Consider the following 22,996-nt stretch of genomic DNA (forward strand, 5'->3'; position numbering starts at 1 on the left):
ATTTACCGATGCAGTACAGGGAGTAAGCATGCCGATCAAGATCCCGGATCAGTTACCCGCCGCCGAAGTGCTGGGGCAGGAGAACATCTTCGTGATGACGGAATCCCGGGCCGTCACCCAGAACATCCGCCCGCTGCGGGTGCTCATCCTCAACCTGATGCCAAAGAAGATTGAGACCGAGATCCAGCTGATGCGGATGCTTTCCAACTCGCCGCTGCAGGTGGATGTGGATCTGCTGCGCATCGATGATCGGGAGTCGAAGAACACGCCCCAGGCCCATCTGGAGAACTTCTATCACGACTTCGAGCAGGTGCGTGGCAACAACTACGACGGCATGATCATCACCGGGGCGCCGCTCGGGCTGGTGGAGTTCGAGGAGGTGGTCTACTGGCCGCGCATCGTCGAGATCATCGAGTGGTCCCATCAGCATGTCACCTCCACCCTGTTCCTCTGCTGGGCGGTGCAGGCGGCGCTGAAAGCCTTGTATGGCATGGAGAAACAGACCCACGGCGAGAAGCTCTCCGGGGTTTACCGCCACCATCGCCTCGATGAGCACGAGCCGTTGCTGCGCGGTTTCGATGATGAGTTCGTCGCCCCGCACTCCCGTTACGCGGCGTTTGATGGCGATCTGATCCGTGCCCAGACCGACTTGCAGATTTTTGCCGAGTCAGATGAGGCGGGAGTCTATCTGGCGGCGACCAAGGATTGTCGTCAGGTGTTTGTCACCGGGCACCCGGAGTACGATGCCCTGACGCTGGACGGGGAGTATCAGCGGGATCTGGCGGCAGGGATCGAACCGGCCATTCCGGTCAACTACTACCCGAATAACGATCCGGGCAAGACCCCGCGCGCCAGCTGGCGCAGCCACGGTCATCTGCTGTTTGCCAACTGGCTCAACTACTACGTTTATCAGCTCACCAGCTATCGGGTGGAAGATATCGGCAAGGTCTTTACCTACGACCAGGGAGGCAAGTAGTCAGTCGCCCTGCGCCAGCCGCTCGGCCAGCTGGTCGAGCCATTGGCGGTGGCAGGCCAGGGTAAACGCCTTGGGTCTGTGGGCCTTGATGGCGGCCATCGCCTCTTGCTGTGGCTGGCCGAGGGTCATCAGCAGCGCGGCGGCGACCAGACCGGTACGACCGTTGCCCCCTTTGCAGTGGATGACCAGATGTTTGCCATCCCCCAGCAGCTCGCGCAGCTGTGGCAGCGCCTGTTGCCAGGCAGCCTCGAAGTCGGCATCGGGGGCCAGATCATCCTCGATGGGCAGATGGAACCAGCGCATCCCTTCGTGTTCGACCTGCTGGCCGAGCTGCGCCAGTTCGAGTCGGATCAACTCGGCGCTTGTCATCAGGGTCACCACCCCGTGGGCACCGGCCAACCGCAGTTGATCGAGCGCCAGGGTCAGTGGCACCTGCTGGGTGCCGGGGCAGGGGGTCAGCAGCAGCTGACCATCGACACGGGGAACCTCAAGGCTCCAGAAAGGGTGATACGGGTGCATGGCGGATCCTCGCGTGGTGGCCACAGGGCTGCGGCCGGTGAATGGCGCCAAGGATAGGCGGGGCAGGGGGGATGTCAATGGCCGTTGTGTTTGCCCCGGTTTACGGGCAGAGTCTAAAAAATTGAGCGGTTCAAGGAGTTAAGATGAGAAACCTGGATCAACTGGATTTGGATATCCTGGCCCATCTGTTTCGGGATGCGGGCATGACCAACAAGGATCTGGCCGCGCTGGTGGGCGTTGCCCCCTCCACCTGTCTGGAGCGGGTGCGCAAGCTGCAGCAGGATGGTGTGCTCAAGGGAGCGCACTGCGAAGTGGATTATCAGGCCCTCGGTGGTCACATTCAGGCCATGGTCTCCCTGCAGCTGGCCCGCCACAGCCGCCAGATCATCGATGCTTTCCGCGATGCCATTCTGGCGCTGCCCGAAGTGATCAGTCTGTTCCACATGGGGGGCAAGGATGATTTTCTGGTGCACCTCTGTGTCTCCGACACCGAGCACCTGCGCAACTTTGTCTTTGATCACTTCACCTCCCGCGAGGAGGTGGTGCACCTCGAAACCTCGCTGGTATTCGAGCACAAGTTCAGCCGCTCCCTGCCCTGCTTTCCCCAGCCATAACGGCCAGTGGGCCGACAGTATGAATAGATAGAAAAAACCGCCAGCTGGCGGTTTTTTCTATTCTGCTATGGGTTGAAGCAGCACGGGCGGCTCAATTGGCTGCGGTGCGTTCATCCTTGGCCGTCTGATAGAGGCTCTTCTGATAGGCCATGCTGCCCCACAGGGCCAGACCAAGGGCATCCTCCTTCAAGGCGTCCGGCTGCGCCGCCAGGGTCAGCTTCTCGCTGGCATTGTCGTAGACATAGCCCTCTGCCGCCCGTTCCGGTTGCAGGATCACCACATCCTTGCCGCGCATCAGGGCGAAGTTCTTGTCGTACTGCATGATGGCGCGCCCCGGCCAGTCGGCGGGCATGCGGGTCAGATCCTTGCCGAGCATGGGGTAGTCGGCACTGATCCCCATCAGGGAGAGCAGAGTCGGCGCCATATCGATCTGGCTGACGATGCGCGGATCCTTTCTCGGCACTATGCCGTCGCCCACGATAACCCCCGGAATATGGAAGCGGGGGATGGGCACCAGACTGGCGCCACCGACCCGGCTGTCGTGGTCGGCGATGACCAGGAACAGGGTATCCTTCCAGTATTCGGACTGTTTCGCCCTCTTGAAGAACTCGCCGATGGCGTAATCCGCATACTTGGCCGCGTTGTTGCGGGTCTGCTTGGGTTGCTCGAACAGTTCGATACGGTTGTCCGGGAATTCAAACGGATCATGATTGCTGGAGCTGAACACCAGACTGAAGAAGGGTTTGCCCTCCTTGTGCAGCGCCTTGAAGGTCTCGTCGGCCTTGGCCATCAGATCCTCGTCGGAAGCTCCCCAGGAGCCCTTGAACACCGGATTGTCGAAATCCTTCTGCTCGACGATGGTGGTGAAGCCGTTGCCGAGGAAGAAGCTGCGCATGTTGTCGAAGTGACTCTCGCCGCCATAAATAAAGCTGGTGTCATAACCCCGCTGTTTGAGCAGATCCGCGATGGTAAAGAAGTTGGTCTGGCTCTTGCCTAGTTTGACCACCGCCTGTGCCGGGGTCGGCGTGAAGCCGGTCAGTACCGCCTCGATGCCGCGCACCGAGCGGGTGCCGGTGGCGTAGAGCTGCTCGAAGGCCCAGCCCTGCTGCGACAGGGCATCGATGTTGGGGGTGAGCGGCAGGCCGCCGAGGGAGCCGACAAACTGGGCGCCCAGACTCTCCTGCAGCAGGATCACCAGATTCTTCGGTTTACCCCGGAAGCTTGCCTCGTTGAAGGTCTGGCTGGGCAGCAGATCGGAGTTGAAATCACTGGCCGGACGGCCACTCTCCTTGCGCATGACCTCGAGCACCTTCTGAGGGGTCATCTCACCGTAAAACTGGCCGGCATCCTCCTCGGCGCCCATCTGTTTGATGGCAAAGAAGAGGGAGTAGGCGGAGTTGACGGTGAGCGAGTTGACCAGCGGATCCTCGGCAAAGGCGACCATGGCCGGGTTCAGGGCGCGGTGGCCGAGACTGGAGCGGGCACCGAGAAAACCTATGGCCAGAATGAGCAGGGCGAAGGCCGGACGCAGATACCAGCGGGGGAAGCTGAGGCCACGCACCAGACGGCCGCTCAGCCACCAACCGCTGGTCAGCGCGGCGCCACTGAAGAGTAACGCCAGCAGCAGCTCGGCTTTGCGGCCCGCCCACAGCATAGCGAACACCTCTTTCGGATAGATGAGGTACTCCACATAGAGGCGGTTGGGGCGCACGCCATACTCGGTGACAAACGAGGGGGTGGAGATCTCGAGGAACAGTATCAGCCAGAGTCCGACGGTCAGCCAGACGCGCATCAGTTGCAGACAGCCTCGGCCGATGGCATGGGGGCCTGCCAGCAGCAGAGTGAGCATGGCGGGGACACCCCAGACCCAGCAGAGGGTCGCAAAGTCGACCCGGATCCCTTGCAGCAGCATCTCCTGCCAACCGGCCACGGCATCCACTCGTTCCAGTTGCCATATACCGAGGGCGATTCGGCTGAAAGAGAGAGAGAAAAGCGCGAGCGCGCAGAAGACGGCGAAGGGCCAGAACGGGCCGAGTCGCTGTTTTAGATCTGTCATGTTTGTTCCTGAATGAGACTCTAAACGTCTGTCCACAGACGTTTTTTTAGTTGTTGTGAGGTTATGACAGATCGAATTGGTTAAGGTTGCATTCAAGTTTGTTAAAAGTCGGCATTAACACATTTATCATCTAAAAATGTGATGTCGCGCCACTAATGAGCACAGCATAATCTGCTGGGTAAAATGTGAGCCACAGCGTGTATGGATGGAGCGCTGGTATTTATAATTGCCGCGAATTATCTCAATCGGAGCCGAAGGGATGCCGGTCTTTATCGATGTCGAGTATGTGCGGGGATGGCGCCTGTTTCTGGTGTTATCGGATGGCACCACGGGGGTGCTGGATCTGACCCCCTGGCGAACCCAGCCGCTGTTTGCAAAGCTGGAGAGCGAGCGTCATTGCGCCCGGGTCTTCATCAACCGTCACCACCAGCTGGAGTGGCCTGTTGGCTGCACGCTATCCGCTCATGAGGTCTATCACCTCATCTCTCCCATCGATGAGCGGGAAGCCTTTAGCTAATCCCCTTTTTTTGTGAGCCAACGCCAGATTCCTGTTACTGGAATGTTTGCCCGTTTGCCTTTCTGAGCCAACTTGGGTAAAACCTGCGCAACATTTTGCCAACTTGCCTTCGCTTCACCTGACAGAGGCTTGCCGCTTTCGCGCCGCAGGCCTTTTTTGCGGCCTGACGGCAAACCTTTCCCTTGCTGAAAGGTTTGATTGGTTGAATGAAAATAACAAAACAAACAAATACATAAGGAAAATGTATGGCTTGTCATATGCGCACACCCCTTGCCCTGCTGGTGGGCGGGCTCGCCTGTCACGGCGCTGCCGGTCAGGAATCGGTGCAACAGCTGGATCCCATGGTGGTGGTGGCAACCCGCCCCGCCAGCACACTTGAAGTGACACTGGATCCCAAGAAGCCCGGTTCCCCCATGCCCGCTGCCGACGGCGCCGGTTATCTGAAGAATGTCACCGGCATGAGCATGGTGCGCAAAGGGGGGCTCGGTGGCGACCCTGTGCTGCGGGGGATGGGGATGTCCCGTCTCAACGTGCAGATGGATGGCGGCATGCTGGCCGGTGGTTGTGGCGGCCGGATGGACCCGCCCACCGCCTATGTGTTTCCCCAATCCTTTGACCGGATCCGGGTGCTGAAGGGGCCGCAATCCCTCGAGCAGGGTGCCACCCTGGCGGGAACCGTGCTGTTCGAGCGGGACAGGCCCGAGTTCACCGCACCGGGCCTCAAGGCCGATGCCTCGGCCCTCTTTAGCAGCTTCGGCCGCGATGATCAGATGGTGGATATGACGGCGGGTTCGACTGATGGCTATCTGCGCGGCCAGTTCACCCACTCCGACAGCGACGATTACCGCGATGGTCACGGTAACAAGGTGCGATCTTTCTATCGCCGCGAGAACGGCACCGCACAGTTGGGCTGGACACCGGGGGAGCACACCTGGCTGGAACTCACCGCCGAGCGCAGCAACGCCCGCGCCGCCTATGCGGACCGCACCATGGATGGCCCCATGTTTGATCGCGAATCCTTCGGGCTGAAGCTCAAGCAGGAGCAGATCACCACTCACTGGCAGCGCAGCGAGCTGACCCTGTGGGACAACTACATAGACCACATCATGGACAACTTCAGCCTGCGGCAAAACAGCGGCATGAAGATGCTCTCCAACCCGGATCGCCGCAACACCGGCGGTCGCTGGGCCAACGACATCGCCTTGCCAGCAGACTGGTTGCTGACCGCCGGGCTCGACAGCAACCGGGATCAGCACCGCAGTCGGAGTGGGGTCGACTATGCCACCAAGGATCGCCAGCGCACCCTGCGCTTCGAGCAGCAGGGCGGCTTTGCCGAGCTGGGCCGTCAGCAGGGGGCCCACAGCTACAAGGGCGGTTACCGTCAGGATAGGGTAGAGACCACCCGTTATGGCGCCGGTGAACAGACCCTCTACAGCGATACCCTGACCCTGAACAGCGGGTTTGGCCGCTACGAGTACCAGTGGTCACCACGCTGGTCCAGCTATCTGGCCTGGGGGCAGGCAGAGCGTGCGCCGGATTACTGGGAGCGCAGCAAGGACAGCACTCCGTTCACCCTCAACCCGGAGCGCAGCCGTCAGTGGGATGCGGGGCTGGCTTTGCGCAGCCGCGAGCTGGACCTGACCCTCTCCCTCTTTAGCGCCGACATCAAGGACTACCTGCTCTACAACAGCAAGTCGAACAAGGTGCGCAATATCGATGCCCAGACCCGGGGTGGCGAGCTGGAGGGGCGCTGGCAGTTTGCCGAGCAGTGGCGTCTCGATGGTGGTCTGGCGGTGGTCTATGGCGAAAATCAGAGCGACAACAAACCGCTGGCGCAGATGCCACCGCTCGATGGCAAGCTGGCCCTTGGTTGGCAGCCAAATGAGGTGCTGAACTTCACCCTGCTGGGACGCGCCGTGGCGGCGCAGGATCGGGTAGATCTCTGGTCTGGCACCGTTGCGGGTCAGGATCAGGGGGAGACCCCTGGCTTCTTCACCATGAACCTGAGCGGCGCCTGGCAGTTTGCCAAGGGGTGGCAGCTCTCGGCCGGGGTAGACAACCTGTTCGACACCTTCTACTACGAGCACCTTTCCAAGTCGGTGCACAGCAGTCAGGCCGGGCTGGGCTACGAGCAGAGCGGCCGCATCCCCGAGCCGGGTCGCTCCTACTGGCTATCGCTCAACTACCGTTTTGCCTCGGCAGGGGTGCTCTAACCAGTTGAGTCAGATAACGTTTTCAGTCACAGACACCGCTGTGTGAGCATCGCTATCATGGTGAAAAACAGGCGTATCAGACGCCTGCTCTCACAGCGGGAACATAACAATGAAACAGGGAACGTTACGCTATGGCGGCCTGCTCGGGGCCGCCCTGTTACTTGCGGCTTGCGGCGGCAGCGGTAGTTCAGGTGGGGAGAGTTCTCCCCCCGTCGTCAATCCGCCGGTCACCCACCCTCCGGTCGCCACGGCCAGTCGTGCCTGCTATGGCGACGATCAACCCGCCTGCAACCTGCGCATCTATCAGGTAATGGTGGAGTCGTTTGCCGATGGTGACGGCAGTGCCAACTACGGCGTCGGCTATGGCCCCTCCCAGCACAACGGCGATCTGCAGGGGATCATCGACAGTCTCGACCACATCAAGAGTCTCAACGTCAACGCCATCTGGCTCACCCCGGTGTTCGACTCCTGCGCGGGGCAAGGCGGCGATAACAAGCTCGATGCCACCGGCTACTTCGCCTGCGACTTTTTTACCGTGGATCCCAACTTTGGCAGCAATGCCAAGCTCAAACAGCTGGTGGACGGGGCGCACCAGCGCGGCCTCTATGTCTTCCTCGACGGGGTGTTTGGCCACGTCAACAAGGCGGGGGTGAGCAAGCCCTCGCCAGAGGGGCGTCTGCCAGCCCTCACCAGCGGCGGTGCGGGTTATCCCGGCCAGCTGGTGGATTACAGCAAGCCGGAGAGCCTCGCCTACTTCAAGGAGGTGGCCCGCTATTGGGTCGAGCAGTACGGTATCGACGGCTGGCGCCTCGATCAGGCCTATCAGCTTGGGCTGGATGATTGGCGCGCCATTCGCAGCGAGGTGGAGCAGGCCAGCGCAGCGCGCAAAGCGGCAGGGCAGCAGTGGGGCACCCTCGGCTATATGGTGGGCGAGGTGTGGAAGGGGGCTGACGATATTCGCGCTCAGGCTTATGGCAGCAGCGACAATCCGGCGCTCTCCTCGGCCTTTGACTTCCCGTTGCGCTACGGCATCGTGCAGGCGCTGGCGGTGGAGGAGTCCGGCAAGGGCGGGCAGGGGGCCAGCGTGCTCGATGCCAGCTGGAACAAGGTGGAGAACTACCCGAATCACGCCATGCCGAACCTGATGCTGGGCAACCATGATCTGGTGCGTTTTGGCGATCTGCTGGAGCGGGGCAACTTCAAGTCGACCGAGTACTGGCAGCGCCACAAGGCAGCCTTCAGCTTTATGGCGGCCCGCTCCGGCCCCATCACCTTCTACTATGGCGAGGAGTTTGGCGACGAGGTGCCGGGCTTTGCTGCCAAGGTCGGCGGTGACTGTGCGGCGCAGGGCTTGTGCGACGACCATGTGGCCCGCAGCGACGGCAAGGTGCCCGCTGTCACCGGCTTTGTGCCAAGTAGCGAACAAGCCGAGCTGAAAGAGTGGCTGGCCCAGCTGCTGGCGATGCGTGCCGCCCACTCCGCTCTCTATCAGGGAGAGCGAGTCAAACTGGTGGCCGAGGGCAGTCTCTATGGTGACATCAAACAGACGGCGGGGGAGCAGATAGTCTACCTGCTCAACCTCTCCACCACGGCGCTCAGCTACAACCTGCCGACGGGCAAACTGCGCAGCGGCAGCGCGCTGGTGGATCTGCAAAGTGGCGAGAGTCTGGCTATCGGCGGCAGCAGCGTAACGGTGGAGATACCACCCTTGAGCGGGCGTTTCCTGCGTCTGCAATAAGTCAGCCACAGCACGCTTTGATATGAGAGAGGGCCCCTTCGCGGGGCCCTCTCTGTCATTGTGGGTGACAAGGTCATGGCGGGTTATGCGGTGGTCTGGCCCCGGTTTTCCAGCCGTTGGCGGAAGGCGCGGGCCAGTCGCTCGTAGAGATCCTGCGCCTCCTTGTCTTCGATATCGCCGCGGATCCAGGGGTTGTCGACGATCTCCAGCAGCACGCAGTCACGCCCTTGCTGGCGCAAGTCGAGCCCGTAGAGGCCATTACCGAGCTGATGCACGGCGCGGCGAGCGGTCTGCAGCACCCGCTCCGGCACCTCGTTGAGTGGCAACGCCTCGATGCGGCTCATGTCGAGGGGGTGCTTGCGGCGGCGAATGCGGTTGCCGGGTTCGGGCCGATAGCGGCGGCAGGCAAACAGCGGCGAGCCGTCGAGAAAGCCGATGCGCCAGTCAAACTCGGCGGGGATCCGGCTCTGCACCAGCAGCAGGGCGGAGCGGCCCAGCCCCTCGTCCAGCAGGCGGGCCAGCTGCTGCTCGTCGCTGGCCATGGCGAGATCGCGCCCCTGCGCCCCGTCGGGCACCTTCACCATCAGCGGCAGGCCGAGCCGCTGCACCAGCTCATCCACATGGTGGCGGCCGCGGCGGGTCACCACCATGGTGGGCGGCATGGGTACGCCGCTGCGCACCATCAGCTCGTAGAGGTAGAGCTTGTTGCTGCAGGCTAGGATGGCGCGGGAGCTGTCGATCACCGGCATCTTGAGCTGCTCGGCACGGTGGGCAAATTCGAAGGTGTAGTGGCCGACCGCGGTTTCGGCCCGTAGCCAGAGGGTGTCGAACTCCGGTAGCCGCTCGATGGCCGACGGTGGCAGGATCTCGGCCCGGATGCCTTGGGCTGCAGCAGCACGGATAAAGCGCTCCAGCGCCAGCCCGTCACTGCTGGCACGGCCATCATCGGGATCCACCAGAATGGCGAGCTGGTAGAGCGGCGCCGCCTGCTCCTCGTCACCGGCCCCCACCAGCGCCTGGGCGTGGTGCAGCATCAACTCTTTCTCGCTTGGGCTCAGCGCCAGTGGTGACAGGCTCTGCTGCTGGCGCACCGACCAGCCGTGGCGACCGCGCTTGAGGGTCAGCTCCTGCAGCGGCAACTGGCTGAGGCCATAGTAATAGCGCGCCAGCCCCGCCAGCTCGCTCTGTTCACACTGGCCGAAGATGGCGCGTACCCGGATCCTGTCCTCACTCTGCTGGGCCAGCCACCCCTGTGCCTTGCGCCACAGCTTGGCCGGTGGCTGCTGGGGTTGCAGTCGGCTGATGGCTTGCAGACCAGGCAGGCAGTGGTGGCCGCGGGCCTGGGCCAGCAGCGAGCAGTAGTAGCCTGCGCTCAGGTGCTCCAGATTGCGGCAGAGGTTGATGATGCGGGGCCTCCCGCCGGTGGTCGGCACGCCATGTTGCAGATAGGTGCGGGCGGTCAGCAGATAATCGGCATGGCAAGGCCAGTCGCCCAGCTCTTCGACGATGACATAGGTACTCATATTTTCGGCTCCACAGATCAGACTGCCTGAACAGGCAGGATCCCCAGTGGGCTTCGATGCACCGACAAGCACGACAATGGCGCGAGGGGAAACAAGAGGTTACAGTGCCTAATATGACGCCTTGGTAACTTGTGATACAAGTCGCATTTTTGGTGCTGAGGATAAATAACCGAACAAGGACTCCCCGTGTTGACCGTACGTGCGGCCCGAACCGATGATCTGGGTGCCATCGTTAATCTGGAACGCTACTGTTTTCCTCCCGAAGTCGCCTTTGGCCGCAGCCGCTGGCACTATCTGCTGGCCCACGCCAAGGGGCGCACCCTGTTGCTGCTGGACGAGAAACATCAGTTGATGGGCTATCTCTGCCTGCTGGAGCACAGAGGCTGGGATCGGCTGGTCATTCAGGCGCTGGCCATCCGCTGGACGGTGCGCCGTCTGGGCTGGGCCCGCCGTCTGCTGGAGCAGGTGATCTGCGAGGGCAAGGCCGCTGGCTGGGGGGCGATTCGCCTCGAAGTGGGGGATGCCAACGAAGAGGCGCTGGCGCTTTATCAGGGATTGGGATTTCGTCCCCAGCAGCGGCTGGCGGACTACTATGGCCGCGACCAGCACGCCCACCGGCTGGTGCTGCCGCTGGTGAGCGACGAGGAGCGTGAGCGGCGCAGAGTGGCTCGCACTCAGGCTCGCAAGCCCTCTTCACGGGCCAACTGATCATGTTGAACGAGCAGAATCGAGGAGCATGATGAGCTGCGACAACTGTCTTGCCACCGCCATCAGGGCCAAGCTGGGGCGCTGTCCGGTCTGCGCTGGCCAGGCCTTCGTCATCGGCCTGATTGGCTGGCTGGTCTGGTGGTGGTGCGGCGCCGACACCTCGGTCAACGCCCTCACCGGCCTGCTGTTTGCGCTGGGTGGCTCGGGCCTGTTGCTGCTCCATCTGGTGGTATTTGTCTGGCGCAAGGCGACCGGACGTGAATTGAGCGATGAATAAATCAGATTGGTTTCAACAACATAAATAACAATATCGGTTGAGATAATGGAGGTTCAGATGATTGCAATGGTAACGGGCGCCTCGTCCGGGTTTGGTGAGTCCATCAGCCGTCAGCTGGTGCAGGCGGGCTACAAGGTGATCGGTACCGGTCGCCGTGCAGAGCGGCTCGCTGCGCTGGCTGACGAGCTGGGCGAGCAGTTTCTGCCGCTGGCATTCGACGTGCAGGACAAGGCGGCTACCTGCGCCGCCATCGCTGCTCTGCCAGCCGAGTGGAGCGAGGTGGATCTGCTGGTCAACAATGCCGGTCTGGCGCTGGGGCTGGAGCCGGCCCATAAGGCGGATCTGGAAGATTGGGAGCAGATGATTGCCACCAACATCAGCGGTCTGACCCTGCTCACCCGCCTGCTGCTGCCGGGCATGGTGGCGCGCAATCGCGGCCACGTCATCAACATCGGCTCCATCGCCGGCACTTACCCCTATCCGGGCGGCAACGTCTACGGCGCCACCAAGGCGTTCGTGAAGCAGTTCAGCCTCAACCTGCGCGCCGATCTGGCGGGCACCGCCATCCGCGTCACCAACGTGGAGCCGGGCCTGTGCGGCGGCACCGAGTTCTCCAACGTGCGCTTCCACGGTGACGATGCCAAGGCGGCCTCCGTCTATCAGGGGGTGGAAGCGATCCAGCCGGAAGATATCGCCAATACCGTGCTCTGGGTGAGCCAGCAACCGGCCCACGTCAACATCAACAGCATCGAGATCATGCCGGTGGCCCAGACCTTCGGCCCGCTCAATATCAGCCGTCGCTGATCGCTGCATTGGCTGAAATGAAAGAGGCTCCCGTGGGAGCCTCTTTGCGTTGGCGAGCCGATTACAGGCTCATGATCTTTTTGAACTCCTCCGGCGAATACTTCTTCTCGGTGCGCTTGGTGAGATCCGTCATCAGCTTGTAGCGCAGATCTTTGGCCATCTGATAGGTCTGCTCCAACTGGCCATAGGAGTAGTCGGCGGCCAGCCCGATGGCGGTAGCCTTGTCGCTGGCATAGGCCTGCTTGAGGCTCTTGTCGAGGACGGCGACCTCCTTGTAGAGCTTGGTGCTCTCCTTGCTCCAGACGCCGCGCAGCAGCGGCAGGTACTTGTCCGGATCGGCGCTGGCCAGCGCGGTCAGGCTGCGGAACTGCCAGTAGGCAGAGTCATCGGAGTAGCTGTCGCTGCCGGTGCGATAGGGCAGGGGATAGGATTCCAGGGTGTTGTAGAGCGGCACCATCACTGATTCGGCCAGCACGCCGTAGCTCTGCCAGATGAGCCCCTGCAGCTCTTTGGGCATCTCCTTGCGCAGCTGGATGACGTGGGATTCCAGCTGGCGATCGACGCGGATCGGCCGCTCCGCCTTGCCCGCGAGCGGCGTACCGTCATAGGTGGCGCTCAGCACCCTGGCCACGTCCGGCATGGCGATGGGGGCATCCGGCTTCATAAACAGTGGATATTGCGCCTGCCGGGTCGCCTGTTTGTGGGAGGCGGTCAGCATTTTTTGGCCGAGCCACTCCCGATCCACGTTGTAGGGGTCGGCAATCACTCCGAACGCCTTGGCGAAGTTGAAATCTTTCGGGTCAGCGTTATCCAGCAGTTTGTGTGCGCGTACAAATTCCAGCAGCTTGGGCGAGTGCTGCACATCGGCGCTGTCGAGATTGACGCCGTGGATGCGCAGGCCGTTGGCCACCATGGCGTAGCTGTCGTCCGGCACCCGCACCGCGATCCAGTGGTGGCCGGAGCCAATCTCCATCAGCCAGGCCTCGTTCACATCCGCCACATAGAGGCTGTTGCCCTCACCGGCGCCATATTGCTCCACATAGCGGCCAAGCAGCGCGACCCCCTCTTTGGCCGTCTTGGCCTGCGGCAGGATCAGGGTGGGGATGATGGCTTCAATCACTCCCTTCTCGATCAGCGGATCGGCTTTTTGGGCCTTGTCGTTGACCTCGGCACTGGTGGTGGCCGAGATGGCGACGTTGAACTCGTTGATGCCGCGCTCCTCGTAATATTTGCCTGCCGGGTCGCTGGACGTAGCATCCCAGTCACGAATGGCTGAGTAGGCGAAAAACGCCTTTGGCATCGGCACTTCCAGCCCGTTGCCCAGCTTCCAGACCTTGCCCTCATTTTGCTGCGCGGGCCGGAAGGCGAGGTACTTGTTCCAGTTGTTGACGCCAAAATCCTCGTTTCTGGCGATCATCACGCTGCCATCGGCACTGGCCCCCTTGCCGACGATGAGGCCGGTACAGGCGTCGGCACTGGTGCCAAGCAGGGTGAGCAGGGTGACGGAGAGAAGGCTCAAGGTGTGTTTTTTCATAGGTGTACCCGAAGGGTTGCGGTGAGTGAGAGTCAGGCGAGGGGATGAGGTGTAGGGAGGCTGCAACTCCGAACTGGCAGCGGAGTGAGCACGGCAGATTGGTCTGCCTGTTATTGGTTTGACGAACAGATCATCCATGACACGGCTGGCTGGTTGTGATGTGCGCCAAAATTGTATTCCTGAGTGGTTGTTTATTTTGTGATCGAGCTGCGGTTCCTGACTTTTCTCTGGCGTCGTGGTGCGTGGACGGCAAAATGTGCCAAAACAGTGTGAACTGGCAGCAGATGAGTCATGATTCTGACGCCAGTTTGCGTGGGGGACGTGGTGAGAGCCGCCATCTCTCTGGATCTCGCACTATCTGACAAGTTGGCCTGTAACTTGCTGGTTTAATTGATAATGGTGGGGCCTGACGCCCCATGTGACCGGGTCAGCCTGTGCCCATTGCCGCAGATGCGCACCGAATTGGAGCCCCCATGGATATCAAACCCTACAGCCAGCAGCTTGCCCAGAGCGCATCTAACAACCGTGCACTCGCTACCCTCAACAGTGCCAGTAGCGGCGGTCAGGGCGGTGGCTGGGAGGAGATGGTCAGCCTCTCCACCCAGCGCATGACCGGCCAGGCCCAGCAGGTGCTGACCTACGAACATCTGGCCAAGAACAACAAGTTGCCACCGGCGCTGGATATGAGCTCCGACAAGGGGGGCGTGGTGCAGCAGCTGGTGGACAAGGCGCTTGGTTTCGATCGCAAGAAGTTCAACGAGATCGAAGAGAAGCTCAAGACCATCGCCGATAACAAGAAGCTGACGCCGGAAGAGCGGGCGGAGCAGAGCAAGCCGCTCAACGAACAGCGAGAGGCGATGCTGAAAGAGGCAATGGATCGCCTGACCGGCAAGAAGAGCTCATCCACAGATGAGGCCAAAACCGCCTGATCCTGCCGCTGTTCTGAGATCTACCCGGTCGGCACCGATGGGCCAGTGTCGACCGCCGATGGGCAAGCTTCTGCCACCTCTTTTGACCTCACCTCCCCACAGGCGCACAATGTCCGCGCATTGAGCCAGTCGAGGAGTCCGCCGTGTACAACTTCCAATATGCCAATCCGACCCGCATCTGTTTCGGCGAGGGGCAGATCGCCAGCCTGCCCGAACTGATCCCGCCCGGCAGCCGGCTGTTGGTGCTCTACGGCGGTGGCAGCATCAAGCAAAACGGCGTCTATGAGCAGTTGACCCGGGCGCTGGAGGGCGTGACGTGGCAGGAGTTCTCCGGCATCGGCGCCAACCCCAGATACGAGCTGTTGATGGAGGCGGTGGTGCAGGTGAAGCGCGAGCGCATCGACTTCCTGCTGGCGGTCGGTGGCGGCTCGGTAGTCGATGGCACCAAGTTTGTCGCGGCGGCCGCCTGCTATGAGGGGGATGATCCCTGGGATATCTGCAGTAAACAGGCGAGCGTGCACAAGGCGCTGCCGATGGGCTGTGTGCTGACCCTGCCGGCCACCGGCTCCGAGAGCAATCCCACCTCGGTGGTGAGCCGGGGGGATGTGAAGATCTCCTTCAGAAGCCCGCTGGTGCAGCCGCAATTTGCGGTGCTCGATCCGGCGACCACCTACAGTCTGCCACCTCGCCAGACCGGCAATGGAGTGGTGGATGCCTTCGTCCATATTGCCGAGCAGTACCTCACCTTCCCGGTCGGCGGTGAGGTGCAAGATCGGCTGGCGGAAGGTTTGCTGCAGGTGCTGGTGGAGAACGGCCCCAGGGCGCTGGCGGAGCCGACCAACTATCAGGTGCGGGCCAATTTGATGTGGGCGGCCAGTCTAGCGCTCAACGGCCTTATCGGTTGCGGGGTGCCGCAGGATTGGGCCTCTCACGCCATCGGTCATCAGCTGACGGCGCTCTACGGGCTGGATCACGGCCAGAGCTTGGCGGTGGTGCTCCCCTCACTGCTGCGTGAGCGGGCGAGCCAGAAGCAGGACAAGCTGGCCCAGTTTGCCGAACGGGTGTGGCATTCGACCCGCGAGGACAAGGCCCTGCGCATCGAAGAGGCGATCATCCGCACCGAGCAGTTCTTCCAGAAGATGGGATTGGGTACCAGGCTGGCTGACTATGGCCTCAGCGAAAGCTGCATTCCGGCGGTCTGCTCCAACCTCAAGCGGGTGGGGCGCACCGCGCTCGGTGAGCAGCAGGATATCGACCCGGATCGGGTGGCGCGCATTCTCGCCCGCGCGTTATAAGCCGGTGTCGGTTTGTTTCCCTGGCTGATTCATTTTCCCAATTAAAGAGGGCCGCTTGTTGCGGCCCTCTTGCATGACGGGTTAGCCGATCACTCGGTGCGTGCCTTGAGATAACCGGCGTAATCCGGGATCTGTACGCTGAACGCTTGCCGCATATGGGGGCTGTCCATGATGAAGTCGGCGGTCGCTTCGTTGGTGGCGACCGGGATGTTCCAGACTGCCGCGAGGCGGAGCAGCGCCTTAACGTCCGGATCGTGGGGTACCGCATTGAGGGGATCCCAGAAGAAGATCAGTACGTTGATCTTCCCTTCGGCGATCAGGGCGCCGAGCTGCTGGTCGCCACCCATGGGGCCGGAGAAGAGGCAGGTGATGGGCAGCTGTGCCTTCTTGCCGAGCATGGTGCCGGTGGTGCCGGTGGCGTAAAGATGGTGGAGCTTGAGCTCCTCCTTGCGCCGCATCACCCAGTTCAGCAGAGGGGTCTTCATGTTGTCGTGAGCCACCAGTGCCACCCGTTTGTGGGGCGCCATCTCGCGTGCAATCTGTTCCATGGAAATCGTCCGTAGCATTGTTATTGGAAGAGAGTCGTATCCTAATCGAAAGCCATGACAGATGCTGTGTCGGGCGTATTAACTGTGATCCTGTCGAAAAGTTTTCGGGTCATGGCTGCTCAAATGAAGAGACCCGCGCTGGCGGGTCTCTTTGCTTGCAGGCCTGCTGGCTCAGGAGCCGTGATGCAGTTGCGACTGCTGGTAGTTCTCCAGCCCGATGCGATCGATAAGATCGAGCTGGGTCTCCAGCCAGTCCACGTGCTCCTCCTCATCCTCCAGGATCTCCTGGAACAGGTCGCGGCTGATGTAGTCCTGCACCGACTCTGCGTAGGCGATGGCTACCTTGAGGTCGGGGATGGCATCCATCTCCAGTGAGAGGTCGCAGCGCAGCATCTCTTCCACCGTTTCACCGATACGCAGCTTGCCCAGATCCTGCAAATTGGGCAGCCCTTCGAGAAACAGCACCCGCTTGACCAGCTCGTCTGCGTGTTTCATCTCATCGATGGACTCGTGATACTCCTTGTGCCCGAGCGCCTTGAGGCCCCAGTCATCGTAGATGCGGGCGTGCAGGAAGTATTGGTTGATGGCAATCAGCTCATTGGCCAGCACCTTGTTGAGGTGGGCAATGATCTTGGGATCTCCTTTCATCGACAGTGCTCCTTGGTTCGTGCCTGAGGCTTCGATCGTTAGAGCTTAGTCCAGAAAAGTGACAACAAGAGGTCTGGCGAGCCAGCTCGCCTGAGAAAAGGGGTGACCCTGTTGGCGGGTCGCATCAGAAAAGAGGTGTCCGGATCAGGCCACTTCGTAGTAGAGCACGGGTTGCTCCTGCTCCATCTTGTCGAGTTCGGCGGCAATGATCTCCATGGTCATGCGCACGCATTTGCCACATTGGGCGCCCACCTCGAGCGACTGCTTGAGCTGGCGGAATTCGCTTTTACCTGACTGCACCGCTTTGCGGATCTGGGTATCTGTGATGCCGCGGCACAAACAGACGTACATGATGATCACCTCTTGTGGAATGAGATGAAATCTAAATGAGAATGGTTCGTAGTGCAAATAACCATTGGTAATAAGATCCCCTGCTTGCCACTGTGCAACCCCTTGGGGACAATGCTGGCAACCAGAGGAGATCACCATGCTCAAGAAACTGTTCAGCGCCCTGTTCGGGGGCGAGCCGACCAAGGCGCGGGAAGTCACTCCCACCGAATATGCCGGCTATCTCATCTATCCGGAACCCATGGCCGAAGGTGGCCAGTATCGGTTGGCTGGCCGCATCACCAAAGAGCTGGATGGGGTGCTGCAGACTCACCGCTTTATCCGCTCCGATCTGTTTGCCAATCCGGCCGATGCCGAGCGTTTCATGGTGCAGAAGGCCCACACCTTTATCGATCAGATGGGAGATCGCATGTTCGAGCCCCGCAAACCGGCTGACAGCCAAGCTTCATGACACTGCAAGAGGTCACTCTGCTGCGCGAGGCGCTGGCCCGCGCCGGTGAGCGGCGCCTGATCTGGCTGGAGGGGGAGGAGGCCGAGTGCATTGCCCGCGCCCAATCCCTGCTCGGCGAGACCGTCTTCTGGCTGGGGGCCGGGCCCGAGAGTTATGCCCCGCAACCCGCCGCCAAGGCGCTACAGCGGCTCGGTCAGGAGTGCGACACGCTGGTGTTCAACGCTTTCAGCGGCTTTCATCCCGACGCCTTCGGGGCGCTGGCGGGCACTCTATGCGCCGGTGGCTTGCTGTTGCTGCTGACGCCGCCCAGAGCGCAGTGGCCCGCATGGCCGGATCCCGACCGGATCCGGCTGGTGGCCCAGCCGGAAGAGGCGGGTCGGGCCGGTCACGGCTTTATCGCCCGACTGGTGCGGTTGCTGGAAGGTGATCCTGCCCTCTCTCTGGAGCCGCCGGTTTGTTCGCAGCCGTGGCAACCGATTGGGCCGGAGCGCAGGCTGAGCAGCGATCAGACACGGGCACTGCCCGCTATACACAAGGTGTTGCACGGCCATCGTCGTCGGCCGCTGGTGCTAAGTGCCGACCGCGGTCGTGGCAAGAGTGCGCTGCTGGGGCTGGCTGCCGCCGAGCTGCTGCGCCAGCAACCCGCGCTGAACATAGTGGTGACGGCCCCCTCGCAGGCAACGGTAGCGACCCTGTTTGCCCACGCAGCTCGCGGGCTAGATACCACGCCTGAACAGCTGACCGGACTGAGCTACTGCTCGCCGGATCGGCTGGTGCACGAGGCGATGAATCCCGATCTGCTGCTGGTGGATGAAGCGGCTGCCATTCCGACCCCGCTGCTTGAGGCTATGCTGGCCCGCCACAGCCGCATCGTGTTTGCCACCACCGAGCACGGTTACGAAGGAACAGGGCGCGGTTTTCACCTGCGCTTCAAGCGGGTGCTCGATAGCCAGACCCCGGAGTGGCAGGAGATCCGCCTCTCTGAGCCCATTCGCTGGAGTGAGCGTGATCCGCTGGAGCCGCTGATTTTCCGCCTGCTGGGGCTTGATGCAGAAGTGGCGGCGCCTATGTCGCCGACCAGCCCGAGCTGGCGTCTGGTCAGTCAAGAGGCGCTGGCGAGCGATGAGACGTTGCTCAACCAGCTGTTCGGCTTGCTGGTACTGGCTCACTACCAGACCACGCCGAGCGATCTCAGGTCCCTGCTGGAGAGCCCGGATCTCGACATCCATCTGCTGGAGCAGGATGCGAGCCTGCTGGGTGTGGCCTTGGTTGCGCGGGAAGGGGAGATAGAGCCCGAGCTGGCCGAGGCGATCTGGGCCGGGCGTCGCCGTCCGCGCGGCCATCTGCTGCCCCAGTCGCTGCTGGCCCACGCCGGTTTCAAAACCGCGGGGGCGCGCAGCTACGCCCGGGTGATGCGCATCGCCATCCATCCCGAGCTGCACCGCCACAGGTTGGGGTCGCTACTGCTTGGCAGACTTGAAGAACATTATCGTCAGGCGGGGATCGATTACCTCGGTTCTGCCTTTTCGGCTAGCGCCGACCTGCTCCCTTTCTGGCGCAAGGCCGGGCTGGAGGTGCTGCGCATCGGCCTGCAGCGGGATGCCGCCAGCGGCTGCCACGCAGCCCTGCTGCTAAAGGCGCTGAAACCCGAACATGAGCCCGAGCTGGATCAGTGGCAGCAGCGTTTCATTCGCCAGTTGCCGACCCTGCTGGCGGGTGAGTTGAGCGCGTTGGATCCCGAGTTGGTATGGCAATGCCTGCAAGGCAGTACCATCACCGCAGCGGAGCTTGGCGAGTTCGAGCGCGATGAGGTTGAGTGCTTTGCCCTGCATCACAAGCCGTTCGAACTGAGCCAGTCGAGCTTGCAGTTGTGGCTGGCGGGCAATCTGGTCCGGTTGGCCGAGATCACCCCGGATGAGCGTTATCTGCTGATCGCAGCCATCTGGCAATATGCCGACTGGGGAAGACTGGCTGTGAGGGTGCAACTGGCGGGCAAGCCCGCCGTGATCAAGAGTTTGCGGGTGCTGCTGGCGCGTCTCCTGATCTCCCCTACCACTCGATAGGTTTGCCCTGCCAGTCGAGAAAGCTCAGCTCGCCATCCGGTTGCAGCCGGTTCATCAGGTTAATCAGATGGTCGGCTACCAGCTCGGGACTCTGCACATTTCCTGGCGGTACATTGGCGTGAAACGGGCGAGAGAGTTGGGTATCCACTGTGCCGGGATGGAAGGCCAGCAATTTGACGCCGGGGGCCCGCCGGGCCAGCTCGATGGCGGCACACTTGAGCAGCATGTTGAGGGCGGCCTTGGATGCGCGATAGCCATACCAGCCGCCCGCTCGGTTGTCGCCAATGCTGCCGACCCGGGCGCTGAGAACGGCCAGAGTGCAAGGCTCGCGGCCAAACAGCGGTAACAGCTGGCTGATCCAGCGCAGCGGCAGCAGGGCGTTGGTCTGGTAGAGACGGGTCATGGCATCCAGATTGATTGCTTCGAGCCGCTTCTCTGGCTGGATCTCCCCCTGATGCAGGATGCCGTTGCAGATCACCACCCTGTGCGGTATCGGTGCCAACTCCGCGATGCGGGCCACCACTTCTGTCATTTGCTCATCGCTGTAATCGCAACATAGCCAGTGCAGGGCTGGCGAAGAGGCGCCTGCTGGTGCGGGCTGACGGCTGATGGCAATCACTGGCCCGACACCCGCCGCCAACCAGTGTGTCACCAGAGCCGCCCCGATACCGCCAGAAGCGCCAATCACGACTATGCCTTCACTCATCTCAGGCTCCTTGTGAGTACATGATGGATTTCATCATCCGCCAATGTTGTCCTGATTGGCAGATACGATCCCGCCAGCCTGCGGGATCAAGCGGTTAACGCTGCAATCTTGCCGAGATCCGAGCCGTTGGGTGAATTCCATTCCTATACTGAGGGAAAACCGCAGCGGTCTGCTGCCCGCGCAACCAGAATGAGAGTCACCATGATGTCCAAAGATGGGGAAGAGCGTAAATCTATCCTGACCGAAAGTGGCACCAACGAGCTTGAGATCATCGAGTTTCACCTTAAGAAGCAGCTACCGGACGGTCGTGAAAAAACCGCTTATTACGGGATCAACGTCGCCAAGGTACGCGAGGTGATCCGGGTGCCTGAGACCACAGATTACCCCAATGCCCAGCGCCATATGGTGGGGGTCTTCTCCCTGCGGGATCGCCTCATCCCGCTGGTGGATCTGGCGGGCTGGCTCGGCATCAAGACCAACCCTGACCCCAGCCACAAGGTGGTGATCGTCACCGACTTCAACAAGATGGCCAACGGTTTTCTGATCGATAGCGTCAGCAGGATCCACCGGGTCTCCTGGGAGGATGTGGAGTCACCCAGCCAGTTTCTGGAGGCGGGGGAGAACGACTGCGTGGTGGCCGTGGTCAGGCGCGATGGCAACCTCATCATGATCCTCGACTTCGAGAAGATCATCGCCGATATCAACCCCGAGCTCAGCATGGAGAAGTACGACGTCACCCAGGACCGCAAGGTGCTCATCGACGATCGCATGATGGCGCTGCGCCAGGGCAAAACCATTCTGGTGGTGGACGACTCGGCCTTTATCCGCAAGATGATCGAGACCACCCTGCGCACCGCTGGCTACAACGTGATCACGGCCAAGGACGGGGGAGAGGGGCTTGAGATGATGACGGATTTCGATCGTCTGGCCCAGGAGGAGAGAATGCCGGTGACCGGCTTTGTCAACGCGGTGATCACCGATGTGGAGATGCCGCGCATGGATGGCATGCACCTGCTCAAGCGACTGCGGGATACCCCCTCCTACAAGGAGATGCCCATCGTGATGTTCTCCTCCCTGATGAGCGATGACAACCGCCAGAAAGCGCTACAACTGGGGGCCAACGATACCATCACCAAGCCCGAGATAGGGCGCATGGTGGGGATGATGGATCACATGCTGCTTGGAATTGCCCCGCCCTCGCCCGCCAACAACATCTGACCTGCCATTAACTTCCAATTGGCCGGTCGAATTCACTGACCGGTTGCCTCAAGCGGCCACTCCTTGCCAAGAAGTGGCCGCGCTGTTTTGGCGGTTTGCTGCGATCCCGACGCCCCTTGTCTCCCGGATATGATTTATGTAATGATAATTATTATCATTTGTTGGTGTGAAGCATATGACAGCAACCTGGGTGAAGGGGTGGGTCGAGTCGACCGAAGGTGGCAGCAGCATGAGTCACTGGAAACAGCAGACCCGAGAGGGTAACCGGCTGTTTGATTGCGGCGAGTATCATCAGGCGCTGGCTCATTATCAGCAGGCGCTCTGGCTGGCTCGTCAGCAATTGGTGCAGTGGCATGACGCCGATGAGGCGGTGGCTGCGCTGGTGGTGGCTCACCACAATCTGGCGGATCTGCTGGTGGCCATGACTCTGCCCGATCGCGCCGCCGACCTGCTCTGCTATGTGCACGACTGCCTGCTGGCGACCTGTCATTCCCCCGCTTGCTCCTCTCGCCTGCGAGAAGCCGCGTTGCGCCATACCCGCACAACCCGTGCCGAGTTGCTGACGTTCGTACAGCGCCACGGCAGCCACGCCGGGATCATGCGTTCGCTCGGTCACTGCCTGTGTCAGAGCGAGCCCTCATCCCGGCTTCATTAATCCGAACAGAGGTCATCATGAGCCATACCCTGCCAGCCCTGAATTATGCCTACGACGCACTGGAACCCCATATCGATGCCCTGACCATGGAGATCCACCATAGCCGTCATCACCAGACCTATATCAACAACCTCAACGCCGCACTGGAAGGAGCGCCCGAGCTGGCCGCACTGCCGGTAGAGGAGCTGCTGCGCCGCTTCGATACCCTGCCTGCCACCTTGCAGGGGGCGGTACGCAACCATGGCGGCGGCCATGCCAACCACTCCCTGTTCTGGCTGGTGATGAGCCCGCAGGGGGGCGGTGAGCCGGGCGGTGAACTGGCTCTGGCTATCGAGCGGGAATTGGGGGGATTCGATGCCTTCAAACAGGCTTTCACTCAGGCGGCTTTGAGTCGTTTTGGCAGTGGCTGGGCCTGGCTGGTGGTGGACAAGGCAGGCAGATTGCAGGTGGAGAGCAGTGCCAATCAGGATAGTCCCCTGATGCATGGCCATACCCCGATCCTGGGGCTGGATGTGTGGGAGCACGCCTACTATCTCAAGTACCAGAACAAGCGTCCTGACTATATCGCAGCCTTCTATCAGGTTGTGGATTGGGCCGAAGCGGCCCGCCGCTATCAGGCGGCGCGAGGCTGACCTGTCGCCGGGTATGGGTGTGCA

Annotated in this window: 24 protein-coding genes; 15 read left to right on the forward strand and 9 right to left on the reverse strand. The window is 61.4% G+C overall.

What is annotated here, in order from left to right; genetic code table 11:
- Nucleotides 1-28 precede the first annotated feature (28 nt).
- Entirely contained in the window at nt 29-976 is a 948-nt protein-coding gene (gene metA / locus ACTG1K_RS05200; RefSeq protein WP_440004898.1) for a homoserine O-succinyltransferase MetA, read from the forward strand.
- Here the strand turns inward: metA and ACTG1K_RS05205 are convergent, their stop codons facing one another.
- The gene (locus ACTG1K_RS05205) at nt 977-1,495 is read right to left on the reverse strand and encodes a cyclin-dependent kinase inhibitor 3 family protein (RefSeq protein WP_440004899.1); all 519 of its coding nucleotides are present in this window, start codon (nt 1,493-1,495) and stop codon (nt 977-979) included. It abuts the gene before it with no gap.
- Nucleotides 1,496-1,638: 143 nt separating this feature from the next.
- Between ACTG1K_RS05205 and ACTG1K_RS05210 the strand changes: the two genes are divergently transcribed.
- Entirely contained in the window at nt 1,639-2,109 is a 471-nt protein-coding gene (locus ACTG1K_RS05210) for an Lrp/AsnC family transcriptional regulator (RefSeq protein WP_005336001.1), read from the forward strand.
- Nucleotides 2,110-2,200: 91 nt separating this feature from the next.
- On the opposite strand, the gene ACTG1K_RS05215 is transcribed toward ACTG1K_RS05210, so the two are convergent.
- A complete protein-coding gene (locus tag ACTG1K_RS05215; RefSeq protein ID WP_279490169.1) occupies nt 2,201-4,165 on the reverse strand; it encodes an LTA synthase family protein in 1,965 nt (654 codons plus the stop codon).
- A gap of 259 nt (nt 4,166-4,424) precedes the next feature.
- Between ACTG1K_RS05215 and ACTG1K_RS05220 the strand changes: the two genes are divergently transcribed.
- Entirely contained in the window at nt 4,425-4,682 is a 258-nt protein-coding gene (locus ACTG1K_RS05220) for a DUF2442 domain-containing protein (RefSeq protein ID WP_005335997.1), read from the forward strand.
- Here ACTG1K_RS05220 and ACTG1K_RS05225 read toward each other — a convergent pair.
- Nucleotides 4,679-4,939, reverse strand: coding sequence for a hypothetical protein (locus ACTG1K_RS05225; protein ID WP_279490170.1), 261 nt, complete (start codon nt 4,937-4,939; stop codon nt 4,679-4,681). The two genes, ACTG1K_RS05220 and ACTG1K_RS05225, sit on opposite strands and share 4 nt — an antisense overlap.
- Here ACTG1K_RS05225 and ACTG1K_RS05230 point away from each other — a divergent pair.
- Both ACTG1K_RS05230 and ACTG1K_RS05235 read left to right on the forward strand, forming a co-directional pair.
- A complete protein-coding gene (locus ACTG1K_RS05230; RefSeq protein ID WP_440004900.1) occupies nt 4,928-6,895 on the forward strand; it encodes a TonB-dependent copper receptor in 1,968 nt (655 codons plus the stop codon). The two genes, ACTG1K_RS05225 and ACTG1K_RS05230, sit on opposite strands and share 12 nt — an antisense overlap.
- A 109-nt stretch (nt 6,896-7,004) precedes the next feature.
- On the forward strand, nt 7,005-8,633 hold the full coding sequence (locus ACTG1K_RS05235; protein WP_440004901.1) for an alpha-amylase family glycosyl hydrolase: 1,629 nt from the start codon (nt 7,005-7,007) through the stop codon (nt 8,631-8,633).
- An 83-nt stretch (nt 8,634-8,716) separates the two neighbouring features.
- Here ACTG1K_RS05235 and ACTG1K_RS05240 read toward each other — a convergent pair whose 3' ends face one another.
- On the reverse strand, nt 8,717-10,156 hold the full coding sequence (locus ACTG1K_RS05240; protein ID WP_043826000.1) for a RimK family protein: 1,440 nt from the start codon (nt 10,154-10,156) through the stop codon (nt 8,717-8,719).
- Nucleotides 10,157-10,342: 186 nt separating this feature from the next.
- Here ACTG1K_RS05240 and ACTG1K_RS05245 point away from each other — a divergent pair, with 186 nt between their 5' ends.
- From ACTG1K_RS05245 to ACTG1K_RS05255, 3 genes are read left to right on the forward strand one after another with little or no spacing between them, the layout of a single operon-like run.
- Nucleotides 10,343-10,864, forward strand: a complete 522-nt coding sequence (locus ACTG1K_RS05245; protein ID WP_159144415.1) for a GNAT family N-acetyltransferase — start codon at nt 10,343-10,345, stop codon at nt 10,862-10,864.
- A gap of 31 nt (nt 10,865-10,895) precedes the next feature.
- Nucleotides 10,896-11,141 carry a DUF3624 domain-containing protein gene (locus ACTG1K_RS05250; RefSeq protein ID WP_005354965.1) on the forward strand — a complete coding sequence of 82 codons (246 nt, stop codon included), beginning with the start codon at nt 10,896-10,898 and terminating at the stop codon, nt 11,139-11,141.
- Between the two features lie 57 nt (nt 11,142-11,198).
- Nucleotides 11,199-11,945: an SDR family oxidoreductase gene (locus ACTG1K_RS05255; protein WP_058057914.1), complete on the forward strand. Its 747-nt coding sequence runs from the start codon at nt 11,199-11,201 to the stop codon at nt 11,943-11,945.
- Nucleotides 11,946-12,006: 61 nt separating this feature from the next.
- Here ACTG1K_RS05255 and ACTG1K_RS05260 read toward each other — a convergent pair whose 3' ends face one another.
- Nucleotides 12,007-13,479 carry a C69 family dipeptidase gene (locus tag ACTG1K_RS05260; protein WP_274161351.1) on the reverse strand — a complete coding sequence of 491 codons (1,473 nt, stop codon included), beginning with the start codon at nt 13,477-13,479 and terminating at the stop codon, nt 12,007-12,009.
- A 473-nt stretch (nt 13,480-13,952) separates the two neighbouring features.
- On the opposite strand from ACTG1K_RS05260, the gene ACTG1K_RS05265 reads away from it, so the two are divergent.
- Together ACTG1K_RS05265 and ACTG1K_RS05270 are read left to right on the forward strand one after the other, a co-directional pair.
- Entirely contained in the window at nt 13,953-14,408 is a 456-nt protein-coding gene (locus ACTG1K_RS05265) for a hypothetical protein (RefSeq protein ID WP_005341510.1), read from the forward strand.
- Nucleotides 14,409-14,551: 143 nt separating this feature from the next.
- Entirely contained in the window at nt 14,552-15,703 is a 1,152-nt protein-coding gene (locus ACTG1K_RS05270; protein WP_440004902.1) for an iron-containing alcohol dehydrogenase, read from the forward strand.
- Between the two features lie 89 nt (nt 15,704-15,792).
- Here ACTG1K_RS05270 and ACTG1K_RS05275 read toward each other — a convergent pair whose 3' ends face one another.
- The 3 genes from ACTG1K_RS05275 to ACTG1K_RS05285 form a co-directional block, all read right to left on the reverse strand.
- The gene (locus tag ACTG1K_RS05275; RefSeq protein ID WP_440004903.1) at nt 15,793-16,251 is read right to left on the reverse strand and encodes a methylglyoxal synthase; all 459 of its coding nucleotides are present in this window, start codon (nt 16,249-16,251) and stop codon (nt 15,793-15,795) included.
- A 171-nt stretch (nt 16,252-16,422) separates the two neighbouring features.
- A complete protein-coding gene (gene bfr, locus ACTG1K_RS05280; protein ID WP_005354959.1) occupies nt 16,423-16,899 on the reverse strand; it encodes a bacterioferritin in 477 nt (158 codons plus the stop codon).
- Between the two features lie 144 nt (nt 16,900-17,043).
- Entirely contained in the window at nt 17,044-17,250 is a 207-nt protein-coding gene (locus ACTG1K_RS05285; protein WP_005335965.1) for a bacterioferritin-associated ferredoxin, read from the reverse strand.
- Nucleotides 17,251-17,386: 136 nt separating this feature from the next.
- Here ACTG1K_RS05285 and ACTG1K_RS05290 point away from each other — a divergent pair, with 136 nt between their 5' ends.
- On the forward strand, nt 17,387-17,698 hold the full coding sequence (locus tag ACTG1K_RS05290) for an HlyU family transcriptional regulator (protein WP_179903090.1): 312 nt from the start codon (nt 17,387-17,389) through the stop codon (nt 17,696-17,698).
- A complete protein-coding gene (locus ACTG1K_RS05295) occupies nt 17,695-19,761 on the forward strand; it encodes a tRNA(Met) cytidine acetyltransferase TmcA (RefSeq protein WP_440004904.1) in 2,067 nt (688 codons plus the stop codon). Before ACTG1K_RS05290 ends, ACTG1K_RS05295 begins: the two co-directional genes overlap by 4 nt.
- Here the strand turns inward: ACTG1K_RS05295 and ACTG1K_RS05300 are convergent.
- A complete protein-coding gene (locus tag ACTG1K_RS05300) occupies nt 19,748-20,467 on the reverse strand; it encodes an SDR family NAD(P)-dependent oxidoreductase (RefSeq protein ID WP_440004905.1) in 720 nt (239 codons plus the stop codon). The genes ACTG1K_RS05295 and ACTG1K_RS05300 overlap by 14 nt on opposite strands.
- 201 nt (nt 20,468-20,668) lie before the next feature.
- Between ACTG1K_RS05300 and ACTG1K_RS05305 the strand changes: the two genes are divergently transcribed.
- From ACTG1K_RS05305 to ACTG1K_RS05315, 3 genes are all read left to right on the forward strand, one after another.
- Nucleotides 20,669-21,685: a chemotaxis protein gene (locus ACTG1K_RS05305; protein ID WP_005335957.1), complete on the forward strand. Its 1,017-nt coding sequence runs from the start codon at nt 20,669-20,671 to the stop codon at nt 21,683-21,685.
- A gap of 175 nt (nt 21,686-21,860) precedes the next feature.
- Nucleotides 21,861-22,340, forward strand: coding sequence for a hypothetical protein (locus ACTG1K_RS05310; protein WP_005354955.1), 480 nt, complete (start codon nt 21,861-21,863; stop codon nt 22,338-22,340).
- Between the two features lie 17 nt (nt 22,341-22,357).
- Complete coding sequence (locus ACTG1K_RS05315) at nt 22,358-22,972, forward strand: superoxide dismutase (RefSeq protein WP_440004906.1); 615 nt, start codon at nt 22,358-22,360, stop codon at nt 22,970-22,972.
- The last annotated feature ends 24 nt before the right edge of the window (nt 22,973-22,996 follow it).

The organism is Aeromonas sp. 102P (assembly GCF_051920345.1).
Taxonomy (GTDB): domain Bacteria; phylum Pseudomonadota; class Gammaproteobacteria; order Enterobacterales; family Aeromonadaceae; genus Aeromonas; species Aeromonas veronii.